The sequence below is a fragment of the Luteimonas endophytica genome (genome assembly GCF_029887875.1).
Taxonomy (GTDB): Bacteria; Pseudomonadota; Gammaproteobacteria; order Xanthomonadales; family Xanthomonadaceae; genus Luteimonas; species Luteimonas endophytica.
Window position 1 is genome coordinate 1 of sequence record NZ_JARXRM010000008.1, and the last position, 24,742, is coordinate 24,742.

Below are 24,742 nucleotides of genomic sequence, written 5' to 3' on the forward strand. Positions count from 1 at the left end.
GTGACCGACATCATGGGCGAGATCTCGGCCGCCTCGCAGGAACAGGCCTCGGGGATCGAGCAGGTCAACCAGACCATCGTGAGCATGGACGAGACCACCCAGCAGAACGCCGCGCTGGTCGAAGAGGCCTCGGCCTCCGCCCACTCCATGGAGGAACAGGCCGCGCAGCTCTCGGAAGTGGTGGCGGTGTTCCGGATCCAGGACGGCGCGCCGGCGCCGGCGCGCGCCGGGACCGGCGCGGGCGCCCCGCGGATCCGCTCGGCCGCGCGGCACCCCGAGCCCGTGGAGGCCTAGCGCGGAGTCCCACGGCCGTACACCGCGGCGGCAATCCCGCCGCCGCGGCCCCCTGACGCAGCGTGCGCGAATCGTGTCCAGCCATCCCCCAGCCACCACCCTGCCGCGCGCCGCGGCCGACGACCGTGAATTCGAGTTCGCCGATCGCGATTTCCGCCGCGTCTGCGAGCTGATCCACGACCGGGCCGGCATCGCGCTGGTCCCGGCCAAGCGCGACATGGTGTACGGACGCCTGTCGCGACGGTTGCGGGCGCTGGGACTCTCCAGCTTCCGCGACTACCTCGACCGCCTCGAGCGCGACGGCGGCGACGAGTGGGAAGCATTCACCAATGCCCTGACCACCAACCTGACCTCGTTCTTCCGCGAACCGCATCACTTCGAACGCCTCCGCGACCAGCTCGGGGAGCTGCGCGACGCGGGCCGGGCGGCGCGCCTGTGGACCTGTGCGGCCTCCACCGGCGAGGAGCCGTACTCGATGGCGATCGTCGCCTGCGAGACCCATGGTTCGCTGGCCCCACCGGTCCGGATCCTGGCGACCGACATCGACACCCAGGTGCTGGCCACCGCCGACCGGGGGGTGTATCCCATCGAGCGGGTCGCCGCGCTCGACGCGGAACTGCGCCGCCGCTACTTCCAGCGCGGCACCGGCGCCAGCAGCGGCCTGTGCCGGGTGCGCCCGGCGCTGCGCAAGCTGATCGAATTCCGCCCGCTCAACCTGCTGGCGCCGCGCTACGACGTCGGCGAACCGGTCGCCGCGCTGTTCTGCCGCAACGTCATGATCTATTTCGACAAGCCGACCCAGCGCGCGATCCTCGGCCGGCTGGTCCAGCACATGGACCGCGACGGCCTGCTCTACACCGGACACTCGGAGAACTACCTGCACGCCGCCGACCTCATCACCCCCTGCGGCCGCACCCTCTATCGCCGCACCCAGGCGGGCGCCCCATGAGCAGCGTGGCGGCGCGCACCGACGACGTGATGCGCTATCACGACCCGCGCTTCAAGGTGCCGGCGGCCAAGCTGCTGCCCACCCAGTACCTGGTGGTCGACGACCCGACCGCGCTGGTCACGGTGCTGGGCTCGTGCGTGGCGGCGTGCGTGCGCGACCCGGTGCTCCGGATCGGCGGGATGAACCACTTCATGCTGCCCGAAGGCACCGTCAGCGACGGCGCGCCGGCGCGCTACGGCAGCTATGCCATGGAGCTGCTGATCAACGAGCTGCTCAAGCGCGGCGCCAGCCGCTCGCGCCTGGAGGCGAAGGTGTTCGGTGGAGCCAACGTGCTGCAGGGCTTCGTCAACAATCCGGTCGGCACCCGCAACGCCGAGTTCGTGCGCGAGTACCTACAGGCCGAGCGCATTCCGGTGCTAGCCTCCGACCTGCAGGGGATCCATCCGCGCAAGGTCTGGTTCTTCCCGCATACCGGCAAGGTGATGGTGCAGCGCCTGCCGCACGCCCACCAGGCCGAAGTGGCCGCTACCGAGTCCGCGGTGCGGGCGCGGCTGTCGCGCGCGCCGGTCTGCGGCGAAGTGGAGCTGTTCGGATGAGCGCAGGTCCACGCTGCCGGGTGTTGATCGTCGACGACTCCGCGGTGGTCCGCCAGCTGCTCACCGAGATCCTCGACGGCGATCCGGACATCGAGGTGGTGGGGACCGCCAACGACCCGGTGATCGCGCGCGAGAAGATCAAGCGCCTGGATCCGGACGTGATCACGCTCGACGTCGAAATGCCGCGGATGGACGGCCTGGTGTTCCTCGAGAATCTGATGCGGCTGCGGCCGACCCCGGTGGTGATGGTTTCCTCGCTCACCGGTCCGGGCGCGGCGATCACCCTGCAGGCGCTTTCTCTCGGTGCCGTGGACTTCGTGACCAAGCCGACCGTCGGCATCGCCCAGGGGCTGGAGCGGTACGCCGAGGAGATCCGCGCCAAGGTCCGCGGCGCGGCCCGCGCACGGGTGCAGCCGCTCGCGCGCCCGGCCGCACGCCAGGCGATGCCGGCGCCGGCGGCGCTGCGCTTCCGGGTCACCGACCGGTTGATCGCCATCGGCGCCTCGGCGGGCGGCACCGAGGCGATCCGGGTGGTGCTCGAGCAGATGCCCGCCGATGCGCCGGCGATCGTGGTCACCCAGCACATCCCCGCCGGGTTCAGCCGCTCGTTCTGCGAACGGCTGGACCGGCTCTCGGCGATGTCGGTACGCCAGGCGATCGAGGGCGAGGCGGTCCTGCCGGGCCATGTCTACCTTCCCCCGGGCGACCGCCATCTGGCCGTGGTGCGCGACGGCGCCCGCTGGCGCTGCCGGGTGGAGGACGGGCCGCCTGTCAACCGCCACCGGCCCGCGGTCGACGTGTTGTTCCGCTCGGTGGCGCGCAGCGCCGGCGCCAACGCCGTCGGCGTGATCCTGACCGGCATGGGCGACGACGGTGCGCGCGGTCTGCTGGAGATGCGCGAGGCGGGCGCGGCCACCCTGGTGCAGGACGAGGCGAGCAGCGTGGTCTGGGGCATGCCGGGCAGCGCGGTGAAGCTCGGCGCCGCGCAGCAGGTCCTGCCGCTGGACCGGATTGCCGCACGGGTGCTGGAGCTGGCGACGGCGGTGCCGGCCAATCCCTGACCCTGGCCGCGGCTCAGATCGAGGGCACGATCAGCTTCAGGCCCTTGAAGTAGTCGCGGAAGAAGCGGTCGTCGCGGGTGATCAGGCCGTTGCACTGCAGCAGCGCGTGCGCGCCGATCAGGAAATCCGGTACCGCGCGGGTGCGGGTTCCGCCGCGCTGGCGGTAGCGGCGCTGCATCTCGCCGGCGCGCAGCGCGGACTTGGCTTCCAGCGGGTGGAAGCGGATGCTCATCTCCTCCAGCACCGACAGCGCCTCGGCACCGTCCTTGAGCGCGCTGCAGACCTCTGCCAGCACCACGTCGCACACCGCTACCGGTCCGTTGGCCAGGCATTGCCGCAGGCAGAGCTCGGCGGCATCGGCGTGGGGCCCGTCGGCGAGCAGGTCGACCAGGACCGGGGTGTCGATGGCGATCATCGGCGGCGCCGGTCAGGGATCGAGCGGGTCGCCGGGAGCGCGCCCGCGGATCGTCTTCAGGGCCTCGTCGGTATCGGCGAAACCGTCCAGCCGGAACCGACCGCGGGCGCGCGAGATCGCGTCGTCGACGCTCTTGCGCAGGATGATGCGGCCACCGTCGAGTTCGACCTTGAGGATGGTGCCCTTGCTCAGGCCCAGGGCGTCGCGCACCGCCTTGGGAAGGGTGATCTGGCCACGTTCGGCAACGGTCGCTTCCATCGGCGGTCTCCGCCACGGTCCGGGTATGCCGTGAGTCTACATACTTTCCTTGTCATACTCAATCAGGCATACTTTGCCGTCACGAGCGCCCGGCGAGAATGCCGCGGCGCCCCCGCACCCAGCCACAGGAGTCTTCGCCCCATGAGCGATTCCTTCGCCACGCGCAGCCAGTTGAACGTCAACGGCCGGACCTACGCCTACGCCAGCCTGCCGAAGCTCGGCGAGCGTTTCGACATCGCGCACCTGCCCTACTCGATGAAGATCCTGCTGGAGAACCTGCTGCGCCACGAGGACGGGGTCAGCGTCACGCCTGCGCACATCGAGGCGGTGGCGAAGTGGGACGCCAGGGCCGTTCCCGACACCGAGATCGCCTTCATGCCGGCGCGGGTGGTGCTGCAGGACTTCACCGGCGTGCCGTGCGTGGTGGACCTGGCGGCGATGCGCGACGCCGTCACCCGCCTCGGCGGCCGGCCCGAGCAGATCAACCCGCAGATCCCGTCCGAGCTGGTCATCGACCACTCGATCCAGGTCGACGTGTTCGGCCGCCGCGACGCGCTGGACCTCAACGGCAAGATCGAGTTCGAGCGCAACAAGGAGCGCTACGGCTTCCTGCGCTGGGGCCAGAAGGCGTTCGAGAACTTCAAGGTGGTGCCGCCCAACACCGGTATCGTCCACCAGGTGAACCTGGAGAACCTGGCGCGGGTGGTGATGGAGCGCGAGCTGGACGGCGAGGCCTGGGCCTTCCCCGACACCGTGTTCGGCACCGATTCGCACACCACCATGATCAACGGCATCGGCGTGCTCGGTTGGGGCGTGGGCGGCATCGAGGCCGAGGCGGCGATGCTCGGCCAGCCTTCGTCGATGCTGATCCCGCAGGTGGTCGGCTTCAAGCTCACCGGGCGCCTGCCCGAGGGCGCCACCGCCACCGACCTGGTACTCACCGTCACCCAGCAGCTGCGCGCGCACGGCGTGGTCGGCAAGTTCGTCGAGTTCTACGGCGACGGCCTGGCCCACCTGCCGCTGGCGGATCGCGCCACCATCGGCAACATGGCCCCGGAATACGGCGCCACCTGCGGCATCTTCCCGATCGACGCCGAAGCGCTGACCTACCTGCGCCTGTCGGGGCGCAGCGAGGAGCAGATCGCGCTGGTCGAGGCCTACGCGCGTGCGCAGGGCCTCTGGCACGAGCCGGGCCTGCCGGAGGCCACCTACTCCGCCACGCTCGAGCTCGACCTCGGCCAGGTGCGTCCCTCGCTGGCCGGGCCGAAGCGCCCGCAGGACCGGGTGCTGCTGGAGGAGGTCAAGCAGAACTTCCACGACAACGTCGGTCCGCTGGTGGCCAACCGCAACGGCGCGGTGGCCGAGCAGGTCGAGCGCTTCGAGAAGGAAGGCGGCGGCCAGCCGCAGGCCGAGCACCTGGCGGCCAGGCCGGTTTCGAAGATCACGATCGACGATTCCGAGCACGAGCTGACCGACGGCTCGGTGGTGATCGCCGCGATCACCTCGTGCACCAACACCTCCAATCCGGCGGTGATGCTGGGCGCCGGCCTGCTCGCCCGCAACGCGGTGGCGCGTGGCCTGAAGGCGGCGCCGTGGGTCAAGACCTCGCTCGGGCCGGGCTCGCTGGTGGTCACCGACTACCTGAAGAAGGCCGGGGTACTCGACGACCTCGAGAAGCTCGGATTCTTCGTGGTCGGCTACGGCTGCACCACCTGCATCGGCAATTCCGGGCCGCTGCCCGAGGCGGTGTCCAAGGGCATCGCCCAGAACGACCTGGCGGTGGCGTCGGTGTTGTCGGGCAACCGCAATTTCGAGGGACGGATCCACGCCGAGGTGAAGATGAACTATCTCGCCTCGCCGCCGCTGGTGGTCGCCTACGCGATCGCCGGCACCGTGGACATCGACCTGACCCGCGAGCCGCTCGGCCAGGACGCCGACGGCAAGCCGGTGTTCCTGCGCGACATCTGGCCCAGCAACAAGGAGATCGGCGACACCATCGCCGCGACGGTGGGCCCGGAGCTGTTCGCCCAGAACTACGCCGACGTGTTCAAGGGCGACAGCCGCTGGAACGCCATCGCCTCGCCCGACGGCGACCTGTACGCATGGGATGCGTCGTCGACCTACATCAAGAACCCACCCTACTTCGACGGCATGACCATGGATGTCGGCAGCATCTCCGACATCCAGGGCGCGCGGGTGATGGGTCTGTTCGGCGATTCGATCACCACCGACCACATCTCGCCCGCGGGAAACATCAAGAAGGACTCGCCGGCGGGGCGCTTCCTGCAGGAGCGCGGCGTGCAGCCGGCCGATTTCAACAGCTACGGTTCGCGCCGGGGCAACGACGACGTGATGGTCCGCGGCACCTTCGCCAACATCCGAATCAAGAACCTGTTCTTCGGCGGAGAGGAAGGCGGCAACACCCTGTACTTCGGCAGCGAGCCGCCGGAGAAGATGCCGATCTACGACGCGGCGATGCGCTACAAGGCCGACGGCGTTCCGCTGGTGGTATTTGCCGGCAAGGAATACGGCACCGGCTCGTCGCGCGACTGGGCGGCCAAGGGCACCAACCTGCTGGGCGTCAAGGCGGTGGTGGCCGAGAGCTTCGAGCGCATCCACCGCTCCAACCTGGTGGGCATGGGGGTGCTGCCGCTTCAGTTCCGCGAGGGTGAGAGCGCCAAGGGCCACGGCCTGGACGGTTCGGAGACCATCGACATCGTCGGGCTCGACGACGGCAACGCGAAGACGGCCACGATCGTCGCACGCAAGGCCGATGGCGCGGAGACCCGCTTCGAGGCCCACGTGCTGCTGTTGACGCCGAAGGAGGTGGAGTACTTCCGCCACGGCGGCCTGCTCCACTACGTGCTGCGCCAGCTCGCCGCCAAGGACGCCTGACCGGCGGCCTGCCCAGAGGCGGGGGTCCGGCCGGCGGCAGCGCCGCCGGCGCGTCAACGGACCAGAGGCGACCAGTTCGCGCTGGTCATGCGCCAGTCGCCGTCGCGCGCGCGCCAGCCGGTTTCCACCTGGTACAACCGTGTCGAATCCGGAAGCAGGCGGCCAGTACCGCCCGAAAGCGCCACCGTGAACCGGACGGTGCCGCGATCCTCGCCCTGCAGCTCCACATCCAGCGGCCCCAGGGTCGCCCCCACCGACTGGTACCGCATCATGTAGAGCGTGGCCGCGCGGCGTGCCTGGTCGCGGTCCATCGCGTCCGGGCCGATGAAATCCTCGGCCAGCCAGCGCTCCAGCGCGCCGGCATCCCGCGCCTCGATCGCGGCGCCGACCCCCTCCACCGCCTCGCGCAGCGCCTGCTCGGGCGCCGGCCGCGCGCAAGCCGCCAGCGCCCCCAGCACGGCCAGCGCGCAGATCCACCGGTGCAGCCCTGTCCACAGCGTGGCCGATATCGGGGCATGGAGGGCGCGAGCGGGCCGGACAGTCCCCGCGCGCCCGGACGCCACCGCCTCCGGAGGCCCAGAACCGCCTCCCCCATCGCTGCTTCGCGCTTCCGCCTGCATCGTCCGCTCCGTTCGGTTTGCGCGCCCAGCCTAGCGCCTGGCAGGGTCCGGCGCAGCCGCCTTGCCAGCCTCTAGAGCCTATGCTCCAATCCGGAGACAACGCACGACGGCGCCCCCAGAGCGCCGCTGGCCATCAGGGAGGGGAACGCATGACCATCGAACGTCCGTGGCTGCAGCACTACCAGGCAGGAGTTCCCGAACAGATCGATGTCGACCAGTTCCGCTCGATCCCGGCGGTACTGCAGGGCGCGATCGACAGCTTCCGCGATCGCCCGGCGTTCTCCAACCTGGGGCGGACCCTCACCTACGGCGAGGTCGATGAACTCAGCCGGCAGTTCGCCGCCTATCTGCTGGGCGACCTGAAGCTCAAGAAGGGCGACCGGGTGGCGATCATGATGCCCAACTGCCTGCAGTACCCGATCGCCACCTTCGGCGTGCTGCGCGCGGGCCTGACGGTGGTGAACGTCAACCCGATGTACACCGTGCGCGAACTCAAGCACCAGCTGGTCGATTCCGGCGCCAGCGTCATCCTGGTGCTCGACAACTTCGGCGACACCGTGCAGAAGGCGCTGCCCGACACCCAGGTGCGGCAGGTCCTGACCACCGGGCTGGGCGACATGCTGGGGTTTCCGAAGGGTGCGATCGTCAATTTCGTGCTCAAGTTCGTCAAGAAGATGGTCCCGGACTTCAGCATTCGCGGCGCGGTCCGATTCCGCGACGCGCTCAAGGCAGGCAGTGCCCATGCGCTGGTCGAGGTCGACATCGATCCAGACGACATCGCCTTCCTTCAGTACACCGGCGGCACCACCGGGGTCGCGAAGGGTGCGATGCTGACCCACCGCAACATGGTGGCCAACATGCAACAGGCCGCGGCGTGGATCGGCACCGGACTCGAGCCGGGGCGCGAGGTGATCATCACCGCGCTGCCGCTGTATCACATCTTCGCATTGACCGCGAACGGGCTGGTCTTCATGAAGATCGGCGGTCTCAACCATCTGATCACCAACCCGCGCGACATGCCGGGCTTCGTCAAGGAGCTCAAGGGGGTCCGGTTCTCCGCAATTACCGGCGTCAACACCCTCTTCAACGGGCTGCTCAATACGCCCGGCTTCGACGAGGTGGATTTTTCCCATCTCAAGCTCACCCTCGGCGGCGGCATGGCCGTGCAGCGCGCCGTCGCCGAACGCTGGAAGAAGGTCACCGGAGTACCGCTGATCGAGGCTTACGGATTGACCGAGACCTCGCCGGCGGCCTGCATCAACCCGATGGACCTGGCCGATTACAACGGCGCGATCGGCCTGCCGATCCCCTCGACCGATGCCTGCGTCAAGGACGAGGCCGGCAACATGCTGCCGGTGGACGAGGTCGGCGAACTGTGCATCAAGGGTCCGCAGGTGATGAAGGGCTACTGGCAGCGCGCGGAAGAGACGGCTCGCGCCATCGACGCCGACGGGTGGCTGCATACCGGCGACATGGCGAAGATGGACGAGCACGGTTTCTTCTACATCGTCGACCGCAAGAAGGACATGATCCTGGTCTCCGGATTCAACGTGTATCCCAACGAGGTCGAGGACGTGATCGCGATGATGCCGGGCGTGCTGGAGGTCGCGGCCGTCGGCGTCCCCGACGACAAATCGGGTGAAGTTGTCAAGGTAGTCATCGTCAAGAAGGACCAGAGCCTCACCGCCGACCAGGTCAAGGCCCACGCCCGCGAGAATCTCACCGGCTACAAGCAGCCGCGCATCGTGGAGTTCCGCAAGGAGCTGCCGAAGACCAACGTCGGCAAGATCCTGCGACGCGAACTGCGCGACGCATCGGCGGGCTGATCGGGCCGAAAAATCGCGGTATTTCCCTGTGGAAACGCCGAGATCGCTTGCAGTTTGGCGATTTTCGGCGCATAGAAGGGGCCAATCGGGCAACCGTCACACTCTGGCCACCGGCCGGGCGCCCGACTGGCCGGCCCCCACCCTTCCACCACCCTCAGGGGAAATACCATGAACAACGTCGAGACCCTCCAGCTTGCCCCGCGTTTCAACACCCTGCGTGTCGCAGAAGACGCGGAGCGCGGCGTCCACTGGTGCTACATGCACGGCGACGCGACGTCCAATCCCGGGCGTGCCTGCTTCAAGCCCGCGCTCGTGGACGAGATCCTGGTCTACCAGCAGGGCCTTGCCGACAAGCTGCGCCGCGACCACGATGCCGGCAAGGGACTGGCCCATGTGGTCCTCGCCTCCGATTCCGACGTGTTCAACCTCGGCGGCGACCTCGAACTCTTCTGCCGTGCCATCCGCAACGGCGACCGCAACGCGCTGCTGTCGTACGCGCGGCAGTGCGTGCGCGGGGTGCACGCGTTCAACGTCGGCCTCGGTGTCGGCGCGCACAGCATCGCCCTGGTCCAGGGCGACGCGCTCGGGGGCGGTTTCGAGGCGGCCCTGAGCTGCCACACCATCGTCGCCGAGGAAGGCGCCACCATGGGCCTGCCCGAGGTGCTGTTCGACCTGTTCCCAGGGATGGGCGCCTATTCGTTCCTGTGCAAGCGGATCTCCTCGCACCAGGCCGAAAAACTGATGCTCGAGGGCAATGTCTTCGAAGCGGACGAGCTGTACCGGATGGGCCTGGTGGACGTGCTGGTGCCGCGCGGCGAGGGCGTCAAGGCGGTGGAGGACGTGATCCGCGCCAACCGCCGCATCCCGCATGCGCGCGCGGCGATGCACCGGGTCCGGGCCCTGTCGCAGCCGGTGACGCTCGAGGAGCTGATGACGATCACCGAGATCTGGGTCGACACCGCCCTGCAGCTCGGCGAGAAGTCGTTGCGGACCATGGAGCGACTGGTGCGGGCGCAGTACCGCCGCCAAGGCGAGGCCAGCGCCGTCACCGCCTGACGGTCAGCCGAACCGCTGGATTCCGATGAGAGGGCCCGGGCTTATGCCCGGGCCTTCGCGCTGGTGCGCTAACCCGCGTCGCCGTCGCTTTCCCGCGTCTCCGCACCCAGGTGTCCACGGGCGGCCAGCGCGGTCCGGCCCTGCCCCAGCGCGTCGCGCAAGCCTTCGAGCCTCGGCTTCCACTCGCGACCCATCTGCCAGTTCGCCAGGCGCATGATTTCCCCGGCGGCCGCGGCCACCTTGACCAGGCCGAGATTGCTGGCCACGCCCTTCAATGCGTGCGCATGGTCGCGTACCTGGTCCCACTGCTCAGCGCGGGCCTGCTGCTCGAATCGTGCGATCGCTTCCTTCGCGTCGGCCAGGCACTGGGCGATGAACTTGGTCTCGAACGCCTTGCCCATGCCCAAGGCGCTGAGCTCTTCCAGCACGTGGGGATCGAGCACGCTGTTGTCCCGCCCGGGTTCCGCCCGCGACGAAGCCGAGAGGTGGCCCTCCGGCTGCTCGCCGCTGGCGATCGAGGCCAGCGTGTCCAGCAGCCTGGAAGCGACCACCGGCTTGGCGATGAACGCCCTGGCGCCGGCGCGCTCGCAGGCCTGGATCGATTCCGGGGTGACGTCGGCGCTGAGGATGATCACCGGTGTGCGGACCTCGGCGCCGGCCTGCATCACCCGCAACTGCCGCAACAGGTCGAGGCCGGTCACTCCCGGCATGTGCAGGTCGACGATGACCACCTCGTAATCGGCGGCCTCGAGCGCATCGAGGGCCTGCTCGCCGTCGTCGACCGCGACCACCCTGTGTCCGGCCTTCTGCAGCAGGCTCTGCAACACCATCCGGTTGGCGGCGTGATCGTCCGCGATCAGGATCCGCATCGGGGCGACGCGGACGCGGTGGCGGACGAACGGATCCGAGAACGGGATGACGTTCTCCCGCTGCTGCGCGCCGCCCGAAGAGCGGGCGCCGATCCGGTCGAGTTCCTCCTGGAGCGGGGAATCGGTCCGGACCTCGAACGGAAGCTCCACCCAGAACCTGCTGCCGGCGTGCTCCTGGCTCTCGAAGCCGATCGTGCCGCCCATCGCCTCGGTCAGGCCCTTGGCGATGGTGGTGCCCAGGCCGGTCCCGCCGTGACGGCGCGCCAGGCTGGTGTCGGCCTGCTCGAACGCCTCGAACAGCTTCGAACGCGCGGACATCGGGATCCCGATCCCCGAGTCCGAGACGGTGAAGCGGATCCGCGCCGAGCCGCTGCGGCGCGGCTGCGCCAGTGCCACCCCGATGCGGACGTAGCCCTGGTCGGTGAACTTGATCGCGTTGTTGACCAGGTTGACCAGCACCTGGCGCAGCTGCGAGGGATCGCCGAGCAGCTGGTCCGGGACGTCCGAGTCGATCTGCACCTGGTAGTCGAGGCGTTTGGCGCGCGCCGCCGGCGAGAGGATGTAGCCGATGTTCTCCACCAGTTCCTGCAGCGAGAAGTTCTCGGATGCCAGCTTGAGCTTGCCGGCCTCGATCGCGGAGATGTCCAGCACGTCCTCGACCAACGCCAGCAGCGAGCGCGTGGACGCCTGGATGGTGGTGACGTACTCGCGCTGCTCCCCGTCCAGGCGGGTGGTCGCCAGCAGTTCCGACATCCCGGCCAGGCCATTCAGCGGGGTCCTGAACTCGTGGCTCATGTTGGCCAGGAAGCGGCTCTTGGCCTCGTTGGCGCGTCGCGCGTCCTCGATCGCGGCGGTCAACCGGTTGAGCAGGGAAGCGAAGTACAGCGGCACCGCCGCCGCCCCCACCAGCAGGCCCCACGAAAGGAACGGATTGCCGATCCAGTACGGAGTCAGCTGGATGACGGCAAGGAACGACACCGATGCCAGCGCGGTCGCAGCGTACAGGTACTTGGGCCCGTAGCGCAGGCCGTTGCCGATCGTGACCCAGAGGTAGACCGCGTAGAGCGGCGAGGCGGTCTCGCCCTGCAGGTACATCACCGCGCCGAGCGCGCAGTAGTCGGCCAGCATGCCGCACCAGCGCCGCGCGTGGGAAACGCCTGGCCGGACCAGGATCGCGCCGATCAGGACGAACGAGAGACCGAGTTCGCCGAGGAGGATCAGCCAGGTGACGAACAGGGCGCCGTCGCTGTTGCCGCCGGTGACCTGCCACCCCAGATACGCGCAGAACAGCGAGGTGATGACGATCCGGACGATGACCTGGAGATGCTCGCTGTCGGGCCGCCCGCCGAGGCGCGCGCGGATCCAGTGCAGGAGCCCGCCCAGGCCGCTCATTGCAGGTGCTGGCGGACCAGCGGTTGGCCGAAGCGCCGCGAAAGCTCCTCGAGCCGATCGCGGTTGCGCAGCAGCGCGTCGACGCAGCGCGGGTCGAACAGCTTGCCGCTGTTGTCGGAAATGTAGGCGAGCGCCTCGTCGACGGTCCAGGCGCGCTTGTAGGGCCGCAGCGAGATCAGCGCGTCGAAGACGTCGGCGACCGCCACGATCCTGGCTTCCACCGGGATTTCCTCGCCGACCAGGCCGTCCGGATAGCCGCTGCCGTCGTAGCGCTCCTGGTGGCGCAGCGCGATGGTGGCGCTGAGCTGGATGAAACGGTTCTGGCTGCCGCTGAGCAGGTCGTAGCCGATCTGCGGATGCTTGCGCATCAGCGCCGTCTCTTCGGCGTTGAGCGGGCCGGGCTTCATCAGCAGGGCGTCGGGAATGGCGATCTTGCCGATGTCGTGCAGCGGCGCCGCCAGCTCGATCATCCGCACCTCGTCCTCGAAGAGTCCCATCTCGTCGGCGACCAGGCCGGCGATGTGGGCGACGCGCTCGAGGTTGGCGCTGGTCCCGGCGTCGCGGTAGGCGATCGCCCGCGCCAGCCGGGTCAGGGTCTCGCGCTCGCGCTCCTCGACCTCGTGCATGCTCGAGAGCAGCCGCTGCTCCAGCGACAGCGCCCGCTGCTTGACCGATTCGGAGTGCTGGCGCAGCTGCAGCAGGTTGCGGCAGCGCGCCCGCAGTTCGCGCGGACGGATCGGCTTGACCAGGAAGTCGATGACCCCGGCGTCCAGGGCCGCCTGCCGGACCGGCTCGTCGCCGACCACGGTCACCAGCACGATCGGCACGTCGCGGTGCAGCAGCGGGCGTCGGAAGCGACGCGCGAATTCCAGGCCGTCGATCCCGGGCATCCGGTAGTCGAGCAGCAGCAGGTCCGGGCGGTTGTCGTGGCACCACTGCAGGGCGACCTGCGGATCGCCGAAGTCGAGCACGTCCAGCTCGGGACTGATGTCCTCGAGAATGTGCCGCAGCATGGTGCGCGCGGACGTCTGGTCGTCGACGATGACGATATTCACATCGCAGTTCCGTTGGCTGAATCGGCCCCCCCCCGGACAGTACGGGATAGTGGCCGGACTGGGGTAGGCAAGCAAGTCCCGTGCCCCGGACCCGCGGCACGGAGCGGGATGCTCCTCCATTCAGCAACGCGATTCGTGCGGCCGTCAGGACAGCAACTGCCCGCCAGGGTCACTCCCTGCCGTGTTCCGCCGCTTCCGGACGCATGTAGGGAAACAACAGTACGTCACGGATCGATGCCGAATCCGTGAACAACATCACCAGTCGGTCGATCCCCACGCCCAGGCCCCCGGTCGGCGGCAACCCCACCTCGAGCGCGCGGATGTAGTCGGCGTCGTAGTGCATCGCCTCGTCGTCGCCCCCCGCCTTCGCCTCCACCTGGGCCAGGAACCGCGCCGTCTGGTCCTCGGGGTCGTTGAGTTCGGAGAAGCCGTTGGCCATCTCCTTGCCGCCGATGAACAGCTCGAAGCGGTCGGTGATCCCGGGGTCGGCGTCGGACTCGCGCGCCAGCGGTGACACCTCCACCGGGTAGTGGGTGATGAAGGTGGGCTGCACCAGGCCATCCTCGACGGTGCGCTCGAAGATCTCCAGCAGCAGCTTGCCCCAGCCCCATGCAGGCTTGAGGGGGATCCGCAGCCGTTCGCAATGGCGCGCCAGGGCATCGCGGTCGCGGCAGTCCGCGGTGGAGATCTCCGGGTTGAGCTCGCGCACGGCCTCTTCCAGCTTCCAGCGCCGGAACGGCGGTCCCAGGTCGATCGCCCTGCCCTCCCATTGCAGCGACGTGGAGGCGAGGGTCTGCTGGGCGACGTCGCGGATCATGCCCTCGGTCAGGTCCATGACCTCGCCGTAGCCGACGTAGGCCTGGTAGAGCTCGAGCATCGTGAACTCGGGATTGTGCCGGGTCGACACGCCCTCGTTGCGGAAATTGCGGTTGATCTCGTAGACCCGCTCGAAGCCGCCGACGACCAGCCGCTTGAGGTACAGCTCCGGCGCCACCCGCAGGTACAGCTCGAGGTCGAGGGCGTTGTGGTGGGTGACGAAGGGCCGCGCCGCGGCTCCGCCGGCGATGTAGTGCATCATCGGCGTCTCGACCTCGAGGAAGCCGCGCGCATCCAGCCAGGCGCGCATCGCCGCGATGATCCGCGAGCGCCGCACGAACACCTCGCGGGCCTGCGGGTTGACGATCAGGTCGACGTAGCGCTGGCGGTAGCGCTGCTCCACGTCGGCCAGGCCATGCCACTTGTCCGGCAGCGGCCGCAGCGCCTTGGTCAGCAGGCGCAGCGCGTCGGCCTTGACCGAGAGCTCGCCGGTGCGGGTACGCATCAGCGTGCCCTCCACGCCGACGATGTCGCCGACGTCCCAGCCCTTGAAGGCCTCGTAGCGCTCGCCGAGCGCGGACGACTGCAGGAACAGCTGGATGCGCCCGCCGGCGTCCTGGATCTGGGCGAAGGCGGCCTTGCCCATCACCCGCTTGGCCAGCAGGCGCCCGGCCAGCGCCACGCGACGCCCGTTCGCCTCCAGCGCCTCGCCGCTCCAGCGTTCCGCGTCGGCGTATTCGGCCTGCAGTGCGCCGGCCTCGTCGCTGCGGCGGAAATCGTTTGGAAACGCCACTCCCTGCGCGCGCAGCGCCCTGAGCTTGCCGCGGCGCTCGGCGACCAGGGCGTTCTCGTCGGATGGGGATGGCTGGCTGCGGTCGGACATGGGCGCGGATCTGTGGGAGCGACGGCAGTCGCGATGGGGTCGAGGCATCCGGGTCGCGACTGCCGTCGCTCCCCAGGAGCCTAAAACGGAGGGCTACACGGCGTCGGCGCGTTTCGAGCCAGCCTCGAGCCCGGCCTTGAGGCTGGCGGCGACGAACTCGTCGAGATCGCCGTCGAGCACCTTCTGGGTATCGGAGCGCTCGATCCCGGTGCGCAGGTCCTTGATCCGCGACTGGTCCAGCACGTAATTGCGGATCTGGCTGCCCCAGCCGATGTCGGACTTGGTGGCCTCCACCGCATCGCGCTCGGCGTTGCGCTTCTGGATCTCCAGCTCATAGAGCTTCGCCGCCAGCATCTTCATCGCGGTGTCGCGATTGGCATGCTGGCTGCGCCCGGTCTGGCAGGCCACCACGATGCCGGTGGGCACGTGGGTGATGCGCACCGCGGACTCGGTCTTGTTGACGTGCTGGCCGCCGGCGCCAGAGGAGCGGTACACGTCGGTCTTCAGGTCGGCCGGATTGATCTCGATGTCGATGTTGTCGTCCACCTCGGGCGAGACGAACACCGAGGTGAAGCTGGTGTGGCGGCGGTTGTCGGAATCGAACGGCGACTTGCGCACCAGCCGGTGCACGCCGGTCTCGGTCTTCAGCCAGCCGTAGGCGTAGTCGCCCTCCACCCGCACGGTGGCCGACTTGATGCCCGCCACCTCGCCGCCACTGACCTCCATCAGCTCGGTCTTCCAGCCGCGCGACTCGGCCCAGCGCAGGTACATGCGCAGCAGCATCTCGGCCCAGTCCTGCGCCTCCGTGCCGCCGGCGCCGGCCTGGATGTCGACGAAGGCCGGCGCGGCATCCATCTCCCCGGAGAACATCCGCTGGAATTCGAGCTGATCCACCTCGGCGGCGTAGCGCTCGACGTCGGCCGTCACGGCCCCGGCGGTGTCCGCATCGCCCTCGGCCTCGGCCAGCTCGAGCAGCTCGGCGGCGCCGGACAGGCCCGCGGTCAGCGAGCCGATGCCGTTGACGGTGCGATCTAGCAGCGAGCGTTCGCGGCCGAGGGCCTGGGCACGCGCCGGGTCGTCCCAGATCTTCGGGTCCTCGAGCTCGCGCTCGACCTCTTCCAGCCGCTCGCGCCTGGCATCGTAGTCAAAGATACCCCCTCAGCGCTTCCAGCCGGCCCTGCAGGTCGGCGATGCGCTGGCGGACGGGATTGAGTTCCATCATGTCTGGCGAACCTGGTCGGGCAAGCGGGCGATTCTAGCAAGCCCGTCCAGCGCCGTGCGCCGCCCCCCGGCGCGGCCGGATGGCGGGCCGGATCGCGTCGGTACAATGCGACGATGCACGCATCCCGCTCCCGCCGCCTGCTGCCTCCCGCGCTCGCAGCCGCCGCCTGCGCGGCGCTGCTCTGCCTGCAGCCGGCGGCGACGGCACCGCGGCCGGCGCCGGACCCACCGGGCACCGACGTCGAGGCGGCGGTGGCGCGCTGCCTGGCCATGCGCCGCACCGAGCCGCGGACCGCGATCGCCGCGGCCGAGGCGATCCTCGCCGTTCCCGGCCTGCAGCCGGAAGCGGAGATCAAGGCGCTGGCCTGCCTGGGGATGGCTGCGGCGATCGCCGGGGACGCGGAGCGTGCCAACGACGCGGCCGCGCGCATCGGCCACCAGCTGGACGCCTATGCGACCACCCCGGAGTTCGCGCTGCGGGCGCTGTCCAATGCCGGCGCGATCCTGCACATGACCGGCGAGGTGCACGGCGCGCTGGAGTACTACGTGCGGGCCTGGGAAGCGGCCCGCGACGACGAGGCCGGAGTGGCGCAGGTCGTGGCGCTGACCAACATCGGCACGATCCACAGCGGCGAACTGGGCGCGTACGAGGCCGCGGACGGCTATTTCCGCCAGGCCTTGGCGCTTTCCGCCCAGGCCGGGCGCGAGGATCCGATCCTCGACTACAACCACGCCCTCAACCTGATCCGGATGGGGCGCGACGGCGAGGCGCTGGAAGCGCTGGAGCTGGCCGCCGAACGCGGCCGCAGGCTGGACCAGGGCATGGTCGCCCTGCGCGCCGATGCCGAACGCCTGGCGCTGCTGGCGCTGCTGGCGCGCCGGGAGCCGGGCGCGGGCGCGCTGGCGCGATTGGAAGCGATCGCAGCCGAACAGGCGGCCCTCCCCGACCCTGCCGGCGAAGCCCTGACCCGGATACGCCTGGCGGAACTCGCCCTGCGCGCCGGCGATGCCGAGGCCGCGCTGCGCCAGGCCGGTGCAGCCGAGGCGCTCGCGGCCGGCCCCGGGTTCCGCGCCGAACGGATCGCCGCCCTGGAGACGCTGATCGCGGCGCATCGGGCGCTGCAGCGCCCCGAACGGGCGCTGGAGGCGGCCGAGCGCCTGCGCCTGCTCGAGGTGTCGACCCTCAAGTCGCAGAATCTGGCCGCGCTGGCCGGACTGCAGGCGCGGCTGCAGGATGCCGGGCGCGACCGCGAGCTCGAAGCCCTGCGCGAGCACGACCAGCAGCAGGCGCAGGCGCTCGACCAGAGCCGCACGCTGCGCAACTGGGCGGTGGCGAGCCTGGCGCTGCTGGCCCTGGCGATGGTGGCGTTCGCGCTCTACCAGCGCCGCGTCAACCGCAGGTTGCGCCATCTGGGCGCGGTCGATGCCCTGACCGGCCTGCTCAACCGCGGCGCGGCGTCGCGGCGCCTGGACCAGGCGCTCGGCGATGCCAACGCCCCCCAGGCGGAAGCCGGCGCCGACATCCGCCGCGGTACCGTGTTCCTGATCGACGTGGACCGCTTCAAGCAGATCAACGACCGCCACGGCCACAGCGCCGGCGACGCCGCGCTGGTCGAGGTGGCGGCGCGGCTGGAACGGGCCTGCCGCCCCAACGACCTGGTGGCGCGCTGGGGCGGCGAGGAGTTCCTGGTCGCCTGTTTCGGGCTGGACCAGCGCGGCGCCGATGCGGTCGCCGAACGGCTGCGGGCCGCGGTCGCCGAGACGCCGCTGCAGCTCGCCGACGGGGCGGCGGCGCGGCTCACGGTGTCGATCGGGTTCGCCTGCTGGCCGTTCTTCCCGGTGCGCGGCGCCTCGGGCAGCGACTGGCAGCAGGCGGTGAGCCTGGCCGATCGCGCCCTGTACGCGGCCAAGCGCAGCGGACGCGACGCCTGGGTCGGTCTCTGCGGCCGTCCCGGGCGCGACGCGGCGATCCCGGCCGTGGCCGCCGACCCGGAGCGCTTCATCGCGCTGGGCGATGTCGCGGCCGTCTCCAGTCGTCCCGAGGTGCGCTGGGCCGACGAGGCGGTCGAACCGCCGGCGACCGCCCCTGCGACCCCGCAGCGCGCCTAGGTCCCGGGGCCCGCTCAGGCGGGCTCGCGGTGCTCGACCACCAGCTGGATCGCGTCGCCGCCGCGGTAGTCGTCGGGCACAAGCCGGTAGGCCAGGCGCATCCGCGGCGCGGGCTCGCCCGCCTCGGCCCCGCCGAACTGGATCGCGTCGAGCGGCGCACCGCGTCCGTCCGCGCGCAGCCGCAGCCGAAGATGGCGCTGGCCGAAAGGCCGGCACTCGAGCAGCGAGAACTCGCCGTCGAACAGCGGTTCGGGGAAGCCCTGTCCCCAGGGGCCGCCATCGCGCAGCGCCTCGGCATGGAAGCGGTCGAACTCCCCGGGCTGCAGCTCGCCGTCGCTGTCGATCAGCGCCTGCAGCAGCGCCGGGTCCAGAGTCCCCGCGGCATGCGCGCAGAAGGCGCGCTCGAACGCCGGGAAGCGTGCCGCCTCCAGGCTCAGCCCGGCGGCCATGGCATGGCCGCCGAAGCGCTCGATCAGGCCGGGTTCGGCGGCGTCCACGGCGGCGAGCGCATCGCGGATGTGGAAGCCGGGAATCGAGCGTGCCGATCCGCGCAGGACGGCGCTGCCGGGCTCGGCGGGCGCGAACGCCACCACCGGCCGGTGCAGCCGCTCCTTCAGTTTCGACGCCACCAACCCGATCACGCCCGGGTGCCAGTCGGGGTCGAACAGGCACAGCGCCGGCGCTGCACCGGCCCCGGAGGCGATCCGCACCCGCCCGGCGATGGCGGCCTCGGCCTCGTCCAGCATCGTCTGCTGCACCCCGCGGCGCTCGGCGTTGATGCCGTCCAGCAGGCGCGCCAGTTCCCGCGCCCGGGCGGGCTCGTCGCACAGCAGGCACTCGATGCCGATGGCCATGTCTTCCAGACGCCCCGCGGCGTTGAGCCGCGGCGCCAGCGCGTAGCCGATGTCGGCGGCGGTCAGCCGCGCGGCGTGACGCCCGGCGACCTCGATCAGCGCGGACAGCCCCGGGCAGCCGCGGCCGGCGCGCAGGCGCCGCAACCCCGCTGCGACCAGGGCCCGGTTGTTGGCGTCCAGCGGCACCAGATCGGCGACGGTGCCGACTGCCACCAGATCCAGCAGCGCGGCGAGGTCCGGCCCGGGCCCGGCGAACGCGCCGCGGCCGCGCAGCACGCCGCGCAGCGCCAGCAGTACGTAGAAGATCACCCCCACCCCGGCCAGCGCCTTGCTGGGAAAGCCGTCGCCGGCGAGGTTGGGATCGACGATCACGTCGGCCGGCGGCAGCCGTTCGCCGGGCAGGTGGTGGTCGGTGACCAGCACCCGCCAGCCCCGCGCCTTGGCCGCGGCGACCCCCTGGTGACAGGCGATGCCGTGGTCGACGGTGACCAGCAAGTCCGGCTCGAGCGCGGCCAGTTCCTCCACCAGTCCGGGCGACAGCCCGTAGCCGTGGACCATGCGATTGGGCACCGCATGGGCGACGTCGCGGGCACCGAGCATGCGCAGCCCGCGCACCGCCACCGCGCAGGCGGTGGCGCCATCGCAGTCGAAATCGCCGACCACCAGGATCCGGCGACCGCCGGCGATGGCATCGGCCAGCAGGATCGCGGCGTCGGCGATGCCGGTCATGGCGTCGGGGGGCAGCAGGCGGTCCAGCCGCGGCTGCGCCAGCCCGGGGTTCACGATCCCGCGCGCCGCGTAGATCCGGCGCAGCAGCGGCGGCACGTGGGCCGGCCAGGCGGCGTCATCGTCGGCGGCGCGTACGCGGCGGCGGATCCGGCGCAGCGGGGCGATCATTCCAGCGCGGCCTGCGGCCGTCGCCAGAACCGCCAGCGCTGCCCGCGCGCCAGGCGATAGCCACGGCCATCGGCCAGATCGAGCTCCAGCGTCGCCAGTTGCTTGCGGTCCAGCGCGGCGAGCGCAGGCGCCAGCCATGCCTCGCCGAACAGCCGCAGGTCACGCAGCGGACGCAGGTCGAACAGCGCGTCGGCGGCGGGGGCCTCGAACTGCGGCGCGGCCGCGACGGCGCGGATCCCGGCGGCCGTCGCCAGCGCCCGCAACGCTTCGTCGTCGCCGGACACCTCCGCGAACTCCGAGGCCACCCGGTCCGGCAGCACGCCGGCGCCCCAGAACCACAGCGAGTTGACCGTCCCCAGGCCCCGGGCGGCGCGCCCTTCGTTCCATGGATGGTTGTGCAGCACGATCTGCGCCTCGTTGAGCAGCGCCCGCCAGCGCCGCCCCTCCACGCCCTCGGCGATGTGCTCGAACAGGTCCGCGCCCAGCGCTTCGGATGGCGGGGCGAACTCGGGCAACCGCGCCTGCAGCGGCAGGCGCAGGTACCAGCGCGACGGAACGGGTGCGTCGATCGGAAAGCCGGCGTCACCGAACAGCGGCTTCAGCGGCCGCAGCAGCTGCGCGGCGTCGTCGGCGCCCAGCCCCAGCGTTTCGCCGCAGGCCAACAGCCGTGCGCCGTTGATATCGGGCCGGATGTGGGCCGGATCCGCGCGCAGCCAGGCGTGTCCGGCGGCATCGCCGGCGTCGGCCTGGCGGGTCAGCGCCGCGACCGGAATCCGCCGCGGCAGCACCTCGAACCGGCGCAGCAGCTGGGCCCGGGGACCGGGTTCGCGCGACGGCAGCCGGTCGCCCCGCCCGAGCGCACGGGCGCGGATCGGATCGAGACGCTGCGCGCCGAAGGCCTCGGCCGCCGGCAACAGGAAGACGGCGCGGGGAGCCACCGCTCAGCCGTAGCTGACCGAGACGATGTCGTACTCGCGGGTGCCGCCAGGCGCCTCGATGGTGACGGTGTCGCCTTCGTGCTTGCCGATCAGGGCGCGCGCCACCGGCGAGGAGATCGCGATCAGCCCTTGCTTGATGTCGGCCTCGAGGTCGCCGACGATCTGGTAGCGGCGGATGTGATCGGCGTCGCCGGGCGCGGATTCGACGTCCTCCAGCTCGACCCGCGCGCCGAACACGATCTTCGAACCGGCGTTGAGGGTGGCCACGTCGATGATCTGGGCGTGCGACAGCTCGCCCTCCAGCTGCTTGATCCGGCCTTCGATGAAACCCTGCTGCTCGCGCGCGGCGTGGTACTCGGCGTTCTCCTTGAGATCGCCGTGGGCGCGCGCCTCGGCGATCGCCGCGATCACCGCCGGCCGCTTCACCGATTTCAGCTCCTCCAGTTCGGCGCGCAGGCGCTGCGCCCCCTGGACCGTCAATGGTGCTCTCATGCCCGCCTCAGTTCCTCATGCAGTTCCTGCAGCGCCAGCACCGGGCCGCCGCCGCGGTATTCCAGAGAATGCAGCAACGCCCGGGCGCCGGCAATGGTGGTGGAATAGGTGACCCGGTGCTGCAGCGCCTCCCGGCGGATCGAGAACGAGTCGGCGATCGCCTGCTTGCCCTCGGTGGTGTTGACGATGTAGGCGATCTCGCCGTTCTTGATCAGGTCGACCACGTGGGGGCGGCCCTCGATCACCTTGTTGATGCGCTCGCAGGCGATCCCGTGCTCGTTCAGCCAGCGCGCGGTGCCCACCGTGGCCACCAGGGCGTAGCCGCGCGCCAGCAGGTCCCGGGCCACCGGCAGCACCCGCGGCTTGTCGGGGTCGCGGACCGAGACGAATACCTTGCCGGAGGTCGGCGGGGTGCGGATCCCGGCCGCCTCCTGGGCACGCGCGAAGGCGGCGCCGAAGCTGCGGCCGACGCCCATCACCTCGCCGGTGGAGCGCATCTCCGGGCCGAGGATCGGATCCACCCCCTGGAACTTGGCGAACGGGAAGATCGCCTCCTTCACCGAGTAGTACCCCGGCACGACCTCCTCGGTGACGCCCTGCTCGGCCAGGCTGCGCCCGGCCATGCAGCGCGCCGCGATCTTGGCCAGCGGCAGGCCGGTGGCCTTGGACACGAACGGCACCGTGCGCGAGGCGCGCGGGTTGACCTCCAGCAGGAAGATCAGGTCCTCGCCGTCGCCGTTGGTCTGGACCGCGAACTGCGTGTTCATCAGCCCGACCACGTTCAGCCCGCGCGCCAGCGCCACCACCTGCTCGCGCAGCCGCGCCTGGGTGGCGGGCGACAGCGAGTAAGGCGGCAGCGAACACGAGGAATCGCCCGAGTGCACCCCGGCCTCCTCGATGTGCTCCATCACCCCGCCGATCAGCACCTGCCCCGAGGCATCGGCGATCACGTCGACGTCGACCTCCACGGCGTTGTCGAGGAAGCGGTCGAGCAGCACCGGCGACTCGTTGGAGACCTTCACCGCCTCGCGCATGTAGCGGTCGAGGTCGACGTCGGCGTGCACCACCTCCATGGCGCGGCCGCCGAGCACATAGCTCGGCCGCACCACCAGCGGATAGCCGATCTCGCGCGCCAGCAGCAGCGCCTCCTCGGGATTGCGGGCGGTGCGGTTCGGCGGCTGCTCGAGGCCGAGCCTGGTCACCAGCTGCTGGAAGCGCTCGCGGTCCTCGGCCAGGTCGATCGAATCGGGCGAGGTGCCGATGATCGGGACGCCCGCCGCTTCCAGCGCCCGCGCCAGCTTCAGCGGCGTCTGCCCGCCGTACTGCACGATCACCCCCTTCGGCTTCTCGATCTCGACGATCTCCAGCACGTCCTCGAGGGTCAGCGGCTCGAAGTACAGGCGGTCGGAGGTGTCGTAGTCGGTCGACACGGTCTCCGGGTTGCAGTTGACCATGATGGTCTCGAACCCGTCCTCGCGCAGGGCCAGCGCCGCGTGCACGCAGCAGTAGTCGAATTCGATGCCCTGCCCGATCCGGTTGGGGCCGCCGCCCAGCACCATGATCTTGTCGCGGTCGGTCGGCTGCGCCTCGCATTCCTGCTCGTAGGTCGAGTACAGGTAGGCGGTGCTGGTGGCGAACTCGGCGGCGCAGGAATCGACCCGCTTGTAGACCGGGCGGATGCCGAAGGCACGGCGCAGCGCCCGGACCGCGTGCTCGTCGCTGCCGGTCAGCTGCGCCAGCCGCGCGTCGGAGAACCCCATGCGCTTGAGCCGTCGCAGCCGTGGCGCGTCGAGCGCCTGCAGACCGGCCGCGGCCACCGCGCCCTCCTCCGCCACCAGCTCTTCGATCTGGTCGAGGAACCATGGGTCGACGAACGACAGCGCGTGCACGTCCTCGACCGACATGCCGCTGCGAAAGGCGTCGGCCAGGTAGAAGATGCGGTCGGGGCCGGGTTCCTTGACCTCGCGCCGCAGCGCGGTCAGCCCCTCTTCGGCGTCCAGCGCCAGCCCGGTCGGGTCGAGCCCGACCTTGCCGGTCTCGAGCCCGCGCAGCGCCTTCTGCAGCGATTCCTGGAAGCTGCGGCCGATCGCCATGACCTCGCCCACAGATTTCATCTGCGTGGTCAGGCGCGCGTCGGCCTGAGGGAACTTCTCGAAGGCGAAGCGCGGGATCTTGGTCACCACGTAGTCGATGGCCGGCTCGAACGAGGCCGGGGTGAGCCCGCCGGTGATCTCGTTGCGCAGTTCGTCGAGCGTATAGCCGACCGCGAGCTTGGCCGCGATCTTGGCGATCGGAAAGCCTGTGGCCTTCGAGGCCAGCGCCGAGGAGCGCGAGACCCGCGGATTCATCTCGATCACCACCACGCGCCCGGTCCTGGCGTCGATGCCGAACTGGACGTTGCTGCCGCCGGTGTCGACGCCGATCTTGCGCAACACCGCGATCGAGGCATCGCGCAGGCGCTGGTACTCCTTGTCGGTCAAGGTCTGGGCCGGCGCCACGGTGACCGAGTCGCCGGTGTGCACGCCCATCGGGTCGAAGTTCTCGATCGAGCAGACGATGATGCAGTTGTCCGCGGTGTCGCGGACCACTTCCATCTCGAATTCCTTCCAGCCCAGCACCGACTCCTCGATCAGGACCTCGTGGCTCGGCGACAGCTCGAGTCCGCGCTTGACGATGTCCTCGAATTCCTCGCGGTTGTAGGCGATGCCGCCCCCGCTTCCGCCGAGGGTGAAGCTGGGGCGGATGATCGTCGGGTAGCCGACCGTGGCCTGGATCTCCACCGCCTGTTCGAACGACCTCGCCACCGCCGCCTTCGGGCACTCCAGGCCGATCTCGGCCATCGCCACCCGGAACAGCTCGCGATCCTCGGCCATGCGGATGGCTTCGCGCCTGGCGCCGATCAGCTCCACGCCGTACTTCTCGAGCACGCCGTGGTCGGCCAGGTCCAGCGCGCAGTTGAGCGCGGTCTGTCCGCCCATCGTCGGCAGCAGCGCGTCGGGCTTCTCCTTGGCGATGATCTTCTCGACCATCTGCCAGGTGATCGGTTCGATGTAGACCGCGTCGGCCATCTCCGGATCGGTCATGATCGTGGCCGGGTTGGAGTTGACCAGCACCACGCGGAATCCCTCCTCGCGCAGCGCCTTGCAGGCCTGCGCCCCCGAGTAGTCGAACTCGCAGGCCTGGCCGATGACGATCGGCCCGGCGCCGATGATCAGGACGGTCTTGATGTCGGTGCGCCTGGGCATG

Annotated in this window: 18 protein-coding genes and 1 pseudogene; 8 read left to right on the plus strand and 11 right to left on the minus strand. The window is 70.3% G+C overall.

Annotated features, from left to right (window positions below; translation table 11 throughout):
* The 4 genes and pseudogenes from QFW77_RS00225 to QFW77_RS00240 all read left to right on the plus strand — a co-directional run.
* A pseudogene (locus QFW77_RS00225) lies at positions 1-294 on the plus strand (methyl-accepting chemotaxis protein); the annotation flags it as partial.
* Between the two features lie 73 nt (positions 295-367).
* Complete coding sequence (locus tag QFW77_RS00230; RefSeq protein WP_280572122.1) at positions 368-1,243, plus strand: CheR family methyltransferase; 876 nt, start codon at positions 368-370, stop codon at positions 1,241-1,243.
* Complete coding sequence (gene cheD / locus QFW77_RS00235) at positions 1,240-1,839, plus strand: chemoreceptor glutamine deamidase CheD (protein WP_280572123.1); 600 nt, start codon at positions 1,240-1,242, stop codon at positions 1,837-1,839. Before QFW77_RS00230 ends, cheD begins: the two co-directional genes overlap by 4 nt.
* The gene (locus tag QFW77_RS00240) at positions 1,836-2,900 is read left to right on the plus strand and encodes a protein-glutamate methylesterase/protein-glutamine glutaminase (RefSeq protein ID WP_280572124.1); all 1,065 of its coding nucleotides are present in this window, start codon (positions 1,836-1,838) and stop codon (positions 2,898-2,900) included. Before cheD ends, QFW77_RS00240 begins: the two co-directional genes overlap by 4 nt.
* 13 nt (positions 2,901-2,913) lie before the next feature.
* Here the strand turns inward: QFW77_RS00240 and QFW77_RS00245 are convergent, their stop codons facing one another.
* Both QFW77_RS00245 and QFW77_RS00250 read right to left on the minus strand, forming a co-directional pair.
* Entirely contained in the window at positions 2,914-3,315 is a 402-nt protein-coding gene (locus QFW77_RS00245) for a type II toxin-antitoxin system VapC family toxin (protein WP_180676716.1), read from the minus strand.
* Positions 3,316-3,327: 12 nt separating this feature from the next.
* Positions 3,328-3,573 (minus strand): AbrB/MazE/SpoVT family DNA-binding domain-containing protein, encoded by a 246-nt coding sequence (locus tag QFW77_RS00250; RefSeq protein ID WP_180676715.1) that lies wholly within the window; start codon positions 3,571-3,573, stop codon positions 3,328-3,330.
* Positions 3,574-3,714: 141 nt separating this feature from the next.
* Here QFW77_RS00250 and acnA point away from each other — a divergent pair, with 141 nt between their 5' ends.
* Positions 3,715-6,468: an aconitate hydratase AcnA gene (acnA, locus tag QFW77_RS00255; protein ID WP_280572125.1), complete on the plus strand. Its 2,754-nt coding sequence runs from the start codon at positions 3,715-3,717 to the stop codon at positions 6,466-6,468.
* Between the two features lie 53 nt (positions 6,469-6,521).
* Here the strand turns inward: acnA and QFW77_RS00260 are convergent, their stop codons facing one another.
* Positions 6,522-6,926, minus strand: a complete 405-nt coding sequence (locus QFW77_RS00260) for a nuclear transport factor 2 family protein (protein WP_280572126.1) — start codon at positions 6,924-6,926, stop codon at positions 6,522-6,524.
* 311 nt (positions 6,927-7,237) lie between these two features.
* On the opposite strand from QFW77_RS00260, the gene QFW77_RS00265 reads away from it, so the two are divergent.
* Both QFW77_RS00265 and QFW77_RS00270 read left to right on the plus strand, forming a co-directional pair.
* Positions 7,238-8,914, plus strand: a complete 1,677-nt coding sequence (locus tag QFW77_RS00265; protein WP_280572127.1) for a long-chain fatty acid--CoA ligase — start codon at positions 7,238-7,240, stop codon at positions 8,912-8,914.
* Positions 8,915-9,082: 168 nt separating this feature from the next.
* On the plus strand, positions 9,083-9,970 hold the full coding sequence (locus tag QFW77_RS00270; RefSeq protein WP_280572128.1) for a crotonase/enoyl-CoA hydratase family protein: 888 nt from the start codon (positions 9,083-9,085) through the stop codon (positions 9,968-9,970).
* A gap of 68 nt (positions 9,971-10,038) precedes the next feature.
* Here the strand turns inward: QFW77_RS00270 and QFW77_RS00275 are convergent, their stop codons facing one another.
* The 4 genes from QFW77_RS00275 to prfB form a co-directional block, all read right to left on the minus strand.
* Positions 10,039-12,231, minus strand: a complete 2,193-nt coding sequence (locus QFW77_RS00275) for an ATP-binding protein (protein WP_425603236.1) — start codon at positions 12,229-12,231, stop codon at positions 10,039-10,041.
* Positions 12,228-13,286 (minus strand): HD domain-containing phosphohydrolase, encoded by a 1,059-nt coding sequence (locus QFW77_RS00280; protein ID WP_280572129.1) that lies wholly within the window; start codon positions 13,284-13,286, stop codon positions 12,228-12,230. Before QFW77_RS00280 ends, QFW77_RS00275 begins: the two co-directional genes overlap by 4 nt.
* Positions 13,287-13,455: 169 nt before the next feature.
* The gene (gene lysS, locus QFW77_RS00285; protein WP_280572131.1) at positions 13,456-14,985 is read right to left on the minus strand and encodes a lysine--tRNA ligase; all 1,530 of its coding nucleotides are present in this window, start codon (positions 14,983-14,985) and stop codon (positions 13,456-13,458) included.
* A gap of 93 nt (positions 14,986-15,078) precedes the next feature.
* Positions 15,079-16,207 (minus strand): peptide chain release factor 2 gene (gene prfB / locus QFW77_RS00290; RefSeq protein WP_280572132.1). Its coding sequence is split into 2 segments (ribosomal slippage): positions 15,079-16,131 and positions 16,133-16,207, totalling 1,128 coding nucleotides; the frame shifts between segments, so codons are not numbered across the junction.
* 113 nt (positions 16,208-16,320) lie between these two features.
* Between prfB and QFW77_RS00295 the strand changes: the two genes are divergently transcribed.
* On the plus strand, positions 16,321-18,315 hold the full coding sequence (locus tag QFW77_RS00295) for a diguanylate cyclase (RefSeq protein ID WP_280572133.1): 1,995 nt from the start codon (positions 16,321-16,323) through the stop codon (positions 18,313-18,315).
* Positions 18,316-18,329: 14 nt separating this feature from the next.
* Here QFW77_RS00295 and recJ read toward each other — a convergent pair whose 3' ends face one another.
* The 4 genes from recJ to carB are packed head-to-tail and all read right to left on the minus strand — an operon-like array spanning position 18,330 to position 24,741.
* Positions 18,330-20,066 (minus strand): single-stranded-DNA-specific exonuclease RecJ, encoded by a 1,737-nt coding sequence (recJ, locus tag QFW77_RS00300; RefSeq protein WP_280572135.1) that lies wholly within the window; start codon positions 20,064-20,066, stop codon positions 18,330-18,332.
* Entirely contained in the window at positions 20,063-21,004 is a 942-nt protein-coding gene (locus QFW77_RS00305; RefSeq protein WP_280572136.1) for a phosphoglycerate mutase, read from the minus strand. Before QFW77_RS00305 ends, recJ begins: the two co-directional genes overlap by 4 nt.
* A 3-nt stretch (positions 21,005-21,007) precedes the next feature.
* Positions 21,008-21,496, minus strand: coding sequence for a transcription elongation factor GreA (greA, locus tag QFW77_RS00310; RefSeq protein WP_280572138.1), 489 nt, complete (start codon positions 21,494-21,496; stop codon positions 21,008-21,010).
* Positions 21,493-24,741 carry a carbamoyl-phosphate synthase large subunit gene (carB, locus tag QFW77_RS00315; RefSeq protein WP_280572140.1) on the minus strand — a complete coding sequence of 1,083 codons (3,249 nt, stop codon included), beginning with the start codon at positions 24,739-24,741 and terminating at the stop codon, positions 21,493-21,495. Before carB ends, greA begins: the two co-directional genes overlap by 4 nt.
* Position 24,742: the final 1 nt, after the last annotated feature.